8 protein-coding genes are annotated in these 13,149 nt (G+C 43.2%); 2 read left to right on the top strand and 6 right to left on the bottom strand.

Translation table 11 applies throughout. The annotated features are described in order from the left end of the window. Positions 1-227: 227 nt before the first annotated feature. The gene (locus CKO50_RS00085) at positions 228-1,367 is read left to right on the top strand and encodes a Na/Pi symporter (RefSeq protein WP_095726515.1); all 1,140 of its coding nucleotides are present in this window, start codon (positions 228-230) and stop codon (positions 1,365-1,367) included. A gap of 136 nt (positions 1,368-1,503) precedes the next feature. Then, complete coding sequence (locus CKO50_RS00080; RefSeq protein ID WP_095726514.1) at positions 1,504-1,983, top strand: hypothetical protein; 480 nt, start codon at positions 1,504-1,506, stop codon at positions 1,981-1,983. A 3-nt stretch (positions 1,984-1,986) separates the two neighbouring features. Here CKO50_RS00080 and CKO50_RS00075 read toward each other — a convergent pair whose 3' ends face one another. The 6 genes from CKO50_RS00075 to CKO50_RS00050 all read right to left on the bottom strand — a co-directional run bounded on the left by CKO50_RS00075 (position 1,987) and on the right by CKO50_RS00050 (position 13,118). Continuing rightward, on the bottom strand, positions 1,987-3,150 hold the full coding sequence (locus CKO50_RS00075) for an anhydro-N-acetylmuramic acid kinase (protein WP_095726513.1): 1,164 nt from the start codon (positions 3,148-3,150) through the stop codon (positions 1,987-1,989). Continuing rightward, the gene (locus CKO50_RS00070; RefSeq protein WP_095726512.1) at positions 3,151-5,085 is read right to left on the bottom strand and encodes an ATP-dependent DNA helicase RecQ; all 1,935 of its coding nucleotides are present in this window, start codon (positions 5,083-5,085) and stop codon (positions 3,151-3,153) included. It abuts the gene before it with no gap. Then, the gene (locus CKO50_RS00065) at positions 5,082-5,843 is read right to left on the bottom strand and encodes an ABC transporter substrate-binding protein (RefSeq protein ID WP_095726511.1); all 762 of its coding nucleotides are present in this window, start codon (positions 5,841-5,843) and stop codon (positions 5,082-5,084) included. Before CKO50_RS00065 ends, CKO50_RS00070 begins: the two co-directional genes overlap by 4 nt. A gap of 166 nt (positions 5,844-6,009) precedes the next feature. Beyond that, positions 6,010-8,478: a glycosyl hydrolase family 18 protein gene (locus CKO50_RS00060; RefSeq protein WP_095726510.1), complete on the bottom strand. Its 2,469-nt coding sequence runs from the start codon at positions 8,476-8,478 to the stop codon at positions 6,010-6,012. Between the two features lie 52 nt (positions 8,479-8,530). After that, entirely contained in the window at positions 8,531-9,958 is a 1,428-nt protein-coding gene (locus CKO50_RS00055) for a lytic polysaccharide monooxygenase (protein ID WP_095726509.1), read from the bottom strand. Between the two features lie 46 nt (positions 9,959-10,004). Further along, positions 10,005-13,118, bottom strand: coding sequence for a glycosyl hydrolase family 18 protein (locus CKO50_RS00050; RefSeq protein ID WP_095726508.1), 3,114 nt, complete (start codon positions 13,116-13,118; stop codon positions 10,005-10,007). Positions 13,119-13,149: the final 31 nt, after the last annotated feature.

Below are 13,149 nucleotides of genomic sequence, written 5' to 3'. Positions count from 1 at the left end.
TGTGGATCAAGTTTGGAGACGTAAATAAATGTATCACATTACTAATAATCAGCAAAAACAGCATGTTACTACTATTAGTTACCATTGATTCAAAAAATGTGATGAGAAAATGAGCATACGTATCGAACTACATAAAACTGAAATATAACTGTAACAATTGGGTGGTTAAATGCGCGGCTGAAATAAAAGTGTAATGAATGAACATTACTTACTCTAAGAGCGAAACTATGGTTAATCAATCTCAGACTTCAGCATCAGCTAAACTTTTCAACTGGCTATCAATCGTATTACTTGTCTACTTAGTCTTAGTCGCAGTTGGCACTGTGAGTGGCGGTTTTAAGTTGGCCTCAGGTGGAAGTGAAGGGGCGAAGGAAATCTTCGCATTTGCAACCAATCCAATCGTCGCCCTACTCTTAGGGGCTTTGGCAACTGCATTGGTGCAGTCCTCATCAACGGTGACTTCTGTTATTGTTGGCCTCGTTGCTGGTGGATTACCTATTAGTATCGCAATCCCTATGGTAATGGGCGCAAATATTGGCACGACTATTACCAACACGCTCGTTTCTATCGGTCACATTCGTAGCAAAGAAGAGTTTAGAAGAGCATTTGCCGCATCCACCGTACATGACTTCTTTAATTTATTAGCCGTTGCTATTTTCCTGCCTTTGGAAATCATGTTTGGGATGTTAGAGAAACTCGCGTCAGGATTAGCCCATGTATTTGTTGGTGATGCTGACTTGTCGTTAAAAAGTTACAACTTTATCAAACCACTGGTGAAACCTGCGGTAAGCTTGGTAAAAGATGGTGTTAGCTTTTTAGACTCTACAGCTGCAGGTATTGCCATGGTTGTTATCGGTATCATGATGATCCTGTTCGCTGTGACTTACTTAGGTAAATTACTCAAAAAGGCGTTAGTAGGTAAAGCGAAGGAATTATTACACAGTGCGATAGGCAGAGGCCCTGTTGTAGGTATAAGTTCAGGCGCGGTAGTTACGGTGATGGTACAATCGTCGTCGACAACAACAAGCTTGATGATCCCACTCGCTGGCAGCGGCGTATTTACCACTCGTCAGATATATCCGTTCACCCTAGGTGCAAATATCGGCACTACAATTACCGCTTTGTTAGCGGCAACATCTATCACAGGCCCTGCAGCAGAAGTCGCATTAACGATTGCACTTGTACATGTAATGTTTAACGTTTTTGCGGTAGCACTTATTTACGGTTTACCACTACTGAGAGAAATCCCGCTTCGTCTAGCTGAGAAGTTAGCAGAGATTGGTGCGCAGAATAAACCAGCAGCTTTGGCTTACGTATTAGGTTCATTCTTTGTGTTTCCGGGACTCATTATGCTCGCAGTACGATAAATAAAACGAACAAAGAATGCATTTAAAGCTCGGTATTGCCGAGTTTTGACTTTTTTAGCCTTTGGTTGATAAGTCATAATTTTGTAATCTAGCTTTGAGATAATTAACATTGTCTTGTAAATAACGAAAGAAAGTAATGAGTAGCAAACCTGGTATTTTTAGTTTTAATGCAGCACAGATCACAAGTTCTATGAGGGGACAGTACCGTGCTGTTCAACCCTATGAGAAACTTAGTCTGCAACCAGGTGAGCAAGGACTTTCTTTGGTGATAGAGTTGCCAATGGACGCGCGAATTGATGACCGAGTTAACGTTGTACTAACAAAGCACGGCGAGCGAAATGCGAAGTGCGAGGTCTCTTTGGTGGTTGATCCGGAGTCTTATCTCACTAAGATTGCCGAAATTAAAGTAAAGCAATCGCTTGATGCAGGTCCTTACTTTATGCAATTGAATCTAGTTGGACTCCACGATTATTTAAAGAATGCAGCTGAGTTTGATATCATTTTGAATGAGAGAATTACCGTAAGCGAGCCAGTATCTGAGCTTATCAAAACTCAGACTACTGGCTTCAAACGTATTTTTAACTCGGCAGTGAGCGCAGTATTATCCGTTTTTTAGCGACTATGCTGGTAATGAAATCTTACCCATAGAAAAAGGCAGTGCATTACTATCACCTGAAACGGTTTCATTCGCAAGTAGAGCAAACAAAGCGGCTTCTTTGGCGTCGGGGTTTACCCCCAGTTGTAAGAAGTCCTTGAGTAAAACATGGTTACTCAAATGGCTTTCAATTCGCTCCATTAAAAATACATTATGAATACCACCTCCGCTAATATATAGCTCTAATTCAGTTGTACCAAGCTCATTCACCGCATTTGCGACAGTGATAGCTGTGAATTCAGTCAGTGTCGTGATGATATCTTCATGATTATAATCTTTTCCATCCAATGCATGATGCACAAAGGTTTGATTAAATAACTCTTGTCCAGTTGATTTTGGAAGTGGCGTATCAAAGAATTGGTGCGACAGTAAAGCTTCGAGAAATGGCAATTGAATTTTGCCACTTGACGCAATTTCACCATTTTCATCGAATGGCAGTCCCAATACCTGGCGGCAATATTGGTCTACTAATGTGTTTCCTGGACCGATGTCACTACTCATACTCTGCGTAAGTGTACAGTTTTTTGGTAAATAAGTAAGGTTTGAAATACCGCCAATATTGAGCAAAACCCTATCGATACTTGTGCTCGAATATAATAGATAGTCACCATATTGCACGAGAGGGGCTCCTTCATATCCTTTGGCTATATGCTTTTGTCTAAAGTCTGCGATGGTGATGATGTTCGTTTTTGCCGCAATAAGATCGGCGTCAACGATCTGCAATGTGCTATTTAATTTTTCAACGTCTGCAAAGGATTGTTTTGGACAATGGTAAAGTGTTTGTCCATGACTCGCTATTAAATCAACAGTGTCGGCTGCGACTTGCCATTCTTTCAAAGCATTATTGATTAGACTTGCGTACAACTCGCCTAGCCACGCATTTAATTGACATAGCGTTTTAAGATTTACCTGAGATTTAGACGCGTGATCACTGAGAAGCTGCTTTTGCGAAGGGTTGTATTCTATCGTGGTAAATTGTTCGACCGTTAGCTGTGTACTTTTCCCTGCACCTTCAATTTTACATAACGCAATATCTAATCCATCCAATGAGGTACCACTCATTAGTCCGAGTATATATTTGGTCTTTTTTTCCGCGATCGTGGCGAGTTTAATAATATCTGTTTTCATTTATAATGCGCGCTCCATGATCACTGCTTTTACCTGTTCATACTTTACACCGGACAAGCTGCCAAATCCTTCAAGTTGTCTGAATTTATATTTAGTAAAATAGGGGCAATTTAAGCCTAGCAAAAACAACGTTTTGAGGTGAGTAGAAAAATTTACGCCGCGTTGCGATGCAAACTGCGAAGCGTCTCTTAAAGTATTTCGTGTTGTTTCAATATCTAGTTTGTGGCTCTCTTGTGCGTTTACGATCAGTCGCTTACCGCTGCAGACTCCGCAATGGCCACATTGCTCTGGTGCGTGCATATCGCCGAAGTAGCTGGCGAGTGCTTTGTGATAGCATGAAGTCAGTTGGAAAAATTTGAGTAAATGCCTTAGCCGTGCAAGTTCGCCTTGTTCTTTAATTTGTGATTGTTGGTAGAAAGACTCAACCAGTTCATTAATGTTAACTTGTTGGATAGGCTTTGAATAAACCGACGTATATTTAGCGACTTTTACGTCAATCAGTTGTTGGTTTTGCAAATACTCAACGACTTCTTGGGCTTTAGCCTGTGGGATGTTTTGCTCGCTTAATGCTTGATGTGAAAGTAATCCCCATTTCTTTTTGAATTCAAAACACGAGAATAGCTGAGTCAAAAACAGTTGCCGCTCAGGCGAGTACTTGGCTAATATTTTATCTTTGTCTTGGGTGAACGCGATGCTTAGCTCCGCAAAATAGCTGTAGTTTACTTGTAAGTAACCTTGCAGTTCGAGCTGGACAATAAGTGTTTTTAGTACCAATTGATTAATATTGGTTTTATAGGCGAGATCGTATTCATTGAGGTGATAATCTGTAGCTGGATCACCGAAAAGTTCATTAAAAAGCAGCGTTAATGACTCTCTCTCTAATGCACTGGCGTAAACGAAGTTCTCTAATGTGGCAATTTTTTCATTATTAATTAAAGCAACGCAATGTGCATTCTCGCCATCTCTGCCTGCCCTACCCACTTCTTGGCTATATCCCTCAATAGATTTTGGCATATCATAATGTAGTACCCAGCGAACATCCGGTTTGTCTACACCCATACCAAATGCAATGGTAGCTACAACGATAAGATTAGCTTTCCCTAGAAAGTCAGCTTGAATTTGGGCCTTTTTCTCGCTCTGCAATGATGCATGAAAAGCTTCTGCAGGAAAGCCACAAGCCGTTATCATTTTTGCTACTTCTTCTGCTTGCTTTTGCTGCGTGAGATAAACGATACCAGCGCCTTTTGCCTTTTTTAAAAAGGCGAGTAAATATTCGTCTTTTTGAGATTCGCTAACATGCGCCGCACTTAAGAAGAGATTCTTCCGGTAAAAGCCCGTTCTAATGATATTTTGATCGGATACATCGAATTTACCCGCCATATCGCGTGCAACTTTATTTGTTGCTGTCGCGGTGAGTAATAGCACTTGGTTGATACCAAGTTCATGTCGATATTTGGCCACTTTTAGGTAATCAGGCCTGAAATTATGTCCCCACTCAGAAATACAATGCGCCTCATCAATGACAAGAAAAGAGATATTGCTTTGTGATAACAAGGTACGTGCTTTTTGGCTATTTAGCCGCTCGACTGATATAAAGAGAACTTTAAGGGCATTATCTCGCACCGCATTTTCTATGCGCAACGTTTCCTCTTTGCTTTGAGTACTATCAAGACAAGCAGTTGCAACTCCTTTACTTTGTAGGTAATCTCGTTGCTCATGCATCAGTGCCAATAGTGGTGAAACGACTAGGCACATCCCTTGCTTCATGATTGCTGGTAACTGATAACACAACGACTTGCCTGCACCAGTTGCAAAAATAGCGATTGCACTTTGGCCTTGAAGTATAGATTCTATGACTTCCGATTGCCCAGGGCGAAGTGTCGTATGTCCAAATGTGCTTTGTAGTGTTTGAAAGAGTTGCTGTTGTTGAGTCATCCTGAATCTTTTCTATATTTTTCTGAGATATTCGCAATTGTGCCATTTAAACTGGCGATTGCTTCATTGACACGTTCAATGTCGCTACGCTTAAATGCATGATGTCCAAGCATAAAATGTATAGCGTTATCGTTAACTACATAAGGGTGTAGCTGAATGCTGTGATAGCCTAGCTTGTTGATATAGTAGTAGCCTGCGTCTTCATCTTCAATCAGAAAATCGACGCGGTTTTTGGCCACCATTTCTATTCGTCTATCTAAGCTTGCGATTTCAAACAGCCGCTTGTCGTACCAATCGATTTTTTTTATTTGTTTCACTTCCTCACCGTAGTAGGCCCCAGGGTTAGTCGCGAATGTATAACCTGCAGAAAACAACTCGATCAGGTTGCTGTCGAGATCTATTTCCTTGTTTGCAAACAAGCGCATTTTTTCACGCCGATATGGCGAAGAGAAATAAGCGATTTTTGCTCTATCAACACTAAAACTTGCGGATGGCAGGACATCAACTAAACCTTTTTCAAGTTCTGTAATCCCACGTGCCGATGAAGGAAGTTGAATGAACTCAATACAAAAACCAGCGCGCTCAAAAACCGCTCTAGTGATATCTACGTCTATGCCATAAGGACGAGTGCCATACATAACAAAAGGCGGCCAGCTAGAACCTATAGCGATTTTTAGGGATGACTGATCCGCGCAATCGGAAGCGTAGCTTTTCGGAAAAACTAAAACGAATAATAAAATGGATAGACGAATAAGCACTGCCAGAACTTATGACTCTTTTATGCAGTTCATTATGTCATTATGAAAGACCAGTCAGAAAAAGAAAGAAGAAATTTGCGATAGAAGCCAGATAATGAGTAACTTTATGTTTGTGTGGATAAAAAATGAGCTTGACTGGCAAGCTCATTAATTGGGGATGGTTAGATTAGTTAGTTACAGCCTTCCATACGTCAGCGGTTCCTGGCTCCTCGCCTTGAGTCCACCATTTTGCTTCAAAGGCATTGCCGTTATGAAGTACTCGGTCGCCACCGACATATACTGTAGAGCGATCCCAAGCAGGGTATTGTGCACCACCGTCTTTAATCGTGACATTAAACGTTGTATCAACGGCGTTGACCCCGTCTGATACGGTAACAGTTACCGGTACAGTTGTGTCTGCAGTGACATTTGTAGCTGTAATAGCCGCTGAGCTACCATTTGCAACAACGCTTAGCTCGGCTGGTGCACTCCAGCTATAGCTAAGCGCTGCGCCTTCAGGATCGGTTGCTGCTACATTAACAGTAGCCGAAGCCCCTTCGTTAACCGTAATATCTGAAACAGGTGTAACGACCGGCGCTGCATTTGCACCTTCTGGGTTTACAACAACAGCGATTGTTTTGGTTGTTGATAACGCGCCATCATTGACCGTTACAGTCAAGTCGTAGCTTGTCTGTTGAGTGACTGAAGGAGCAGTTACAGCGACAGCTGCGGTGTTGTTAGCAGATAAAGCCAAACCAGGTGCAGCAACCCATGAATAGGTTAACGGGTCATTGTCTAAATCGCTTGCTTGCGCATCGACATTTACAACCTGACCTGAGGTCACATTGATAGGTCCTGAAACGCCGATAGAAGGAGCGCGATTGGGGATCTCACCTGCTGTAAGACCATCATACATTGCATTTAGAATGTCGCCATTATCTGCGTCAATTTCCCAACCAAATAAACCGGCCAGTTGATGAGTGTTTGCATACTGACCTTTTGCGATAACGCTGCGTGGGCTATCGTAAGTGATGAGTTTACCGTTACTTCTGTTCCAAACATATGCTGCTTGTGCTTGCTCATCGTAGCCTACTTCATAACCATTAACACCTGAACCACCTTGGCCTACAGCGTTTGCTGCAATAGCCTTGTAATCCATAATGCCAGGCTCCCAAACGCCTTCACTTGTAGAACCAGTCAACGGGCCATTGCCCGGCGCCGTCATCGGATTACCTGGGATTGTGGCATTTGCATCTAGCACTCCTTCCCAGCCGCGGCCGTACATTGCAACGCCCATAACGAGCTTAGAGGGCTGCACACCTTGTTGAAGTAACAATTGAATTGCATGGTCGCCAGTATATGCAGGACCTTTGCGTGGCACTCCATTGTCGTCAACGCCTGTACCGTTACATTCATCAGTGCTGAGATGAGAGCCACAATAGATACCGGTTTGATGACCCGTTTCATTGTTCCAAGCGCCATAGAAGTCATAGGTCATCGCAAAGATATAATCCATATACTGCTGAGCAGCTTGGTAATCTACATCTTCAATCTTGTCATAACCTGCACCTATTGCAGAAGTGAGTTCATATTGACGGCCGGTTTCAGCTTCTAACTCATCTAGCATTGCACGCAGCTCTTGCATTAGCGCCACATAGGCTGGACCGTCGTTAATTGGATCGCCTAAGTCGGGGTTTGGACCATCACCACCTGGGAATTCCCAGTCGATATCGACACCGTCATAGAATTTCCACGTTTTAAGAAATTGTTTTACTGACGCGACGAAAGTGTCGCGGTTTGCTTTGTTTGTAAAGCCATGGAATGGATCAGATAGCGTCCATCCACCCACTGAAGGGAGGATTTTAAGGTCAGGATAACGTTGTTTTAGCGCCATCAATTGAGAATAAACACCGCGAATAGGATCCTTTGCATCCACCCCTGGCATAGATTTTTGCACTGCTGCCCAAGGGTCGTGAATGACGACTTCATAATCTTGAGAGTCAGCACATGCAGTTTGAAGCGCTCTCCAACTATTACCATTTTCAATGGATTTAAGTGATTCGTTAGGACCGCAAATAGGAATAAAGCCATATAAAATGTGTGATAGGTTATGAGCTGGGATCTTAGTTACATCGTAATTACGGCCATATATGCCCCATTCAACGAAATATGCACCGGTTACACGGCCTGGTATTGTCCCGTTATTACGGTTATTAGGATCTACATTCATAGGAAGTGGCGCTAGATGTGCACCGTCTGTGTCGGCAATGACGATTTCTTTCCCTGCGCTTCTTGCACATACGGTACCTTCACACAGTTCTAAATAAAGCTGATGGCGACCGGATTTAGTATAGGGAAATTGTACTACTCCGCTTTTAGTACCAGCTGCAAGCGTACCTTGATTTACGAGTAGATCATCAAAATATACTTTATAGTTGTCACCGCCAGAGCCACTCCAAGCATTCCATTTGATGCTAATATCGACAACATCTTTGGCTTTTACCAGTTGCTTGTAAGAGCCTAGCCCATCAACGTTAACTTCAACGAACGAATACTGTTGTGGCTGCCAATCTAATGTTGGTGTCGAAGGGGCTGCAAGTGCCCCGCCACTCAGTAAGGCAAGTCCTATATAGCTGGTTATTTTATTAAGTTTCATATCTTCAACCTTATTGTAGTTACATGTTGTACCCAATTAATTTGGGTTTTCTTTAAATTGCTTTCCAAACATCGGATGCGCCGGGCTCTTCTCCCTGCGTCCACCACTTGGCTTCATACACTTTCTGTTGATGCGTTACTCTGTCGCCTGCGACATAGGTAGTTGTACTATTCCAAGCTGGGTATTGGTTATTGGTGCTATCTTGAACGGTAATTGAGAAACTTACGGTCGTGCTTGCTTTGCCATCGGTGACATTAAGTTCAGCCTGAAAGGTTTGATCAGCCGTCACTTCAGGTGTTGAGATGGAAATCGTGTCACCTTCGCCACTAAAGCTAAGCGGTGCAGGAATACTCCAAATGAATGTCAGTGGGTCATTTTGGTCGTCAAACGCATGAGCATGCACTGTCGCTTGGCTATTTTCTGCGATGCTTTGGTTAGAAATTGGATTCACCGTAGGAGCGGTGTTGTCACCCCCTTTTACAACGCTAAGATTGCTGGTGTAAGCGGCATGTGGCAAAAATACTTCGTTTGCTAATAAGGCGTTTGCATCAAACGCAATTGAACCATCCGGTTGCTTAACACCAATGTTGACCTTATTTCCGTAATTGCTATTAAGATAAAGAGCCAACTCAGCTTGCCATGTTGATGCATTAGTGGAGGTTACATTCAAGTTATGGCTAATTAATTCATTCCCAGATTGATCAAACGTCCTAAACCACACGCTATCACCGGCTTTAGCATCTTGCCCTTGCTTTAAGAAATAGCCGCTGCTCACCCATTCTGGTGGCGTGCCTGTTGAGGTTATTGTGATATCAGAGCAATTGTAAAATCCCTCTCCTGCTACATCAAACCGCTGCCAACGGGTATATAAAACTGCATCGCCCTCACGGCCTTGCGGTATATCTATTTCCATTTTATAGAAGCGTTTACCTTCTGGATCCACAACGAAATCAATATTGCCAAATTCATTAATAAGCTCTAAATCATTCCAAGTCAGAGGAGATGTATCGCCATCGTAGTTTGGCTTTGACAGGAAAAACTGCCAAAAACTGGGATTATGAGGTGTTGTCGCCCTAAAGCTAATGGCAAGTTTATTTTGAGCGTTTGGCTCTACAACTGTACGCTGCCAGTGTGGTGAGACAACACTCATGCCACTTTTGTTTGGGTCACCAGCTGAGCAAAGCGTACCATTGGGGATATTCGCTTTTACTGCCTCTAGGTTATTATAGTCAGCGGTATTGGTCGAAAATTCATGCTCTTGCACAAACTGAAAATGGCCTGAGTCTAGAAAAGCTGCTCGACATGCTAAATTTGGGATATTTGAGCCATCATCCGGCCACCAATAACCTCCTTGCGCTTGGCAGATCGCTTGTCTTGCTTTGGGAAAGTCCATAAAACCATGAGCTGAAACTGCGCTTGAAAGCAAAACTGAGGTTGCGCCCAAAAGACCAAGCGCATATTTACGGTGTAAACTATTCATGCTTATTCGCCTTTTATAAAGGGGAGCAAAGCTCCCCATTTATTATCTACAAGTTGCAAACCTTGGTATAGTCGCTGCTGACTGATGGTTGCTTATTGCTCCACCATTTCGCTTCATACACCGCGTTTCCTTCAACAATTAAATCACCTTGAGCTGCATGTGTGCCCTGTGGCAAGTTCGGGTAAACCACAATTTGACTGATAGGTGTACCTTTACAGCTAGCTACCGGATCTGTAGGCCCTGTACCAGGTGTTGCGACTGGTAGGTCGTTATATTCGCTGGTAAATGCATAGCGATTACCGTCTTTCTCAACCACAAAGTTAACAGGACCAGAAATCGGCATGTAGTACATGACTTGGGCATTGATGGTTTCGCCAGGAGCAAAAGACTTAGGCGTTCCACCCCACTCGTTCACAAGCGTGATTGAGAATCGATGGAATTCGTTTTCGAAGCCGCCAATATTATTACCCGCAGCATTTGAGCCATTTACGTCAACTGCCATGCCAAGTTTTTCTTGCGCATTCCAGTTAGATTTGAAAATGGCCGAAGTCGCAACAGGAACATCAAATGAAATTTTCGCGCCACTCAAATCTATCGCTGAGTTATTGGTAAAGGCAAAAGTTGGTGCTATTGGATAGTTAGCATCTCCAGCTGGAAAATCTTTGGCAACAAACGTAACATCAACTGCTGAAGCTGGTTTTACGAAGGTTTTATTTCCTTGTTTAACCGAGTATGGTGTGCCACTTTGGTTAAACTTGTTGTAGGCTAAGCTTGTTAGCGATGAACCCATGAAATATTCATTCTTGCTCACATCATAATCGAAATCGCCTGCAAGCTCCCAGAACATGATACCGCCTAGTTCTTGGTTGATGACATAGTCGACTTTGGCGGCCATTGACTCTTCATCTTCAATGGATAAGAAAACATTTTTGGTAGCGTTCCAGAGCCAAGGAGCAACCGCTACTGAATCATAATGGCGGGCATAGGTACCGCTAATTTGATGCTCTGGGTTGTTAACTGGATCTAGTCCATAATCACTTAGGTAACTTCCTAACACGCCATTTTGAAGGTTTTTAACATGCCAAAGCGGATTAGAACCTGCGGGTACTTCTAAGCCAACATCGTTCTTGTCGTGCCACAAGTTATCGATACCCACAGCACCATTACCACACTTGTTCTTTTCACCGCTGCCAGTCCCCGGAGGACAATCAGCTTGGTTAGGTAATGCAGCTTGCCCCCAAAGGCCATTTGTACCACCCGTTACATCTCTAAAACCGCGAGTATAATAAGGAATACCAATGTTGATGCGTCCAGCGGAGACCGAGCCTCTGAAATATTTGACCGCCCAATCGGTATTAAGGTAACCAATTCCTTCAAACTCTTTGGTGCCATATACATTCCATTGTTTAAGCTCTGAATCTTCACCGGTGTCGAATAGCGATGCGTTATGACCAACGTGTTGGTTCCATGCTCCGTGTAAGTCATAAGACATGATATTGACGTAATCTAGATACTTGGTGACCTGAAATGTCTCCATACCACGTAGAAGGTAACCAGAAGATGGTGATGCGATCGTCAATAGATAGTGTGTATTGTCTTGTTGGCCAGCTTGGTCTAATGCTTCTCTCAGTTTTTTCATTAATACTTGATAAGAAGCATTCAATGCAGCTCGACGCGGGTTTGATATTGCAAAATCATCGGGGTGGCCAGAGTCATTCATAGAAGATGGATATTCATAGTCGATATCGACACCATCAAAGTTGTATTTACGGATAAATTCGATTGAACTTGCTACAAACGCATCGATACCTGCGTGATTCACGCTGCCATCTGCATTGGTCGTCATCGTATAGAAACCGCCGCTGGCAACTCGCTTACCTGTTTCGTCAAAGTAGCCACCAGTTTCAGCCCAACCGCCGACTGAAATCAAGGTTTTAACATCAGGATGCTGTTTCTTAAATTTGTTCAGCAAGTTAAAGTGACCGGTATAAGGAAGAGATGGATCCATTTCTGCACCAGCAACACCCGGCCAAGTCATATTTGTTGCCGCATTGTTAGGAGCTGTTGGATTGCCTATTGAAACCTTGTTATTGGCATCAACGTGCGCGAAAGCGTAATTAATATGGGTGATCTTATCCCATGGAATATCATCAACTAAATAGCTCGGTTGACCATTCTTACCTGTCCTCCAACTGGTAAAGTAACCGATGACGCGTCTTGGGTGATCGGTGCCCATTTTTTCACGGCCGTTTTCATCGTAAATATCACAGTAGTTAGGCGAAGTGTTGGGAGTCTGATAAAGACCATGCGGAACACAGTTGTTTACAACTGGCGGTGTTTCAACCACATTTGCGTTGAGTATGCTCTCTGCTGTCGCACCGCTATTATCTTCAACAACAAGCTTTAATGTTACTGAGCCCAGTTGCGTTGGTGTCCAAGTGTGCTGAGCTGGTGCTGTTGCACTTTCAAATGCGACTTGGTCGTTAATAAGCAGCGTTAGCTTTGCTATTGAGCCATCGGGATCTGAACCATCAAGAACGATGCCTACAGGCTGATTAATAACCAGGTTACCACCTACGCCTAACGAAAGATTTGCTGTAGGTAACTGATTTCCTGTCGTATTAACGATAACATTGGTTATTAATGTGTTGGACACAGCTTGCTTGTCATCTGTCGCAACTACTGAAATTGCGTGGGTTCCAGCGGTTGCTGACCAGTTAAATGAAAAATTATCACCTGTCGCTGTGGTATCAACACCAACTGACGTCCCATCTATAAAAAACTCTACCTGCGTTACTTGGCCATCGCTATCTGTTGCATTTACGGAAATGGCAACGCTGTCATTTTCATTAAAAGCGCTGCCGTCTGCTGGTAGTAAGCTCTGTACTGTAGGTGGTGTGTTGGTGACAACGCTGTCACAGTCGCCCAATTTTTTCCAATCATCCCACTGTCCTGAATGGGTAACTGGATCTGCTTGAGTCCACCACTTTGCTTCAAAAGCTTGTTGCGATTTCTGTACTTGGGCACCGCCACTATATGCCGAATTTTGAGACCAGTCAGGTAAGCCGTCACAATTGTAAGCATATGAGTTAGCGCAGAAAATAGCTCCGAGGAGCGAAGCCATTTGTGATAATTTAAGGGTCTTTACATGTTGTTTCATAGTCTGGTTCTCCAACCATTTATTGTATTTG

The sequence above is a fragment of the Pseudoalteromonas sp. HM-SA03 genome (genome assembly GCF_002289345.1).
In the GTDB taxonomy this organism is placed as follows: Bacteria; Pseudomonadota; Gammaproteobacteria; order Enterobacterales; family Alteromonadaceae; genus Pseudoalteromonas.
This window is presented reverse-complemented; position numbering and strand designations above follow the sequence as displayed.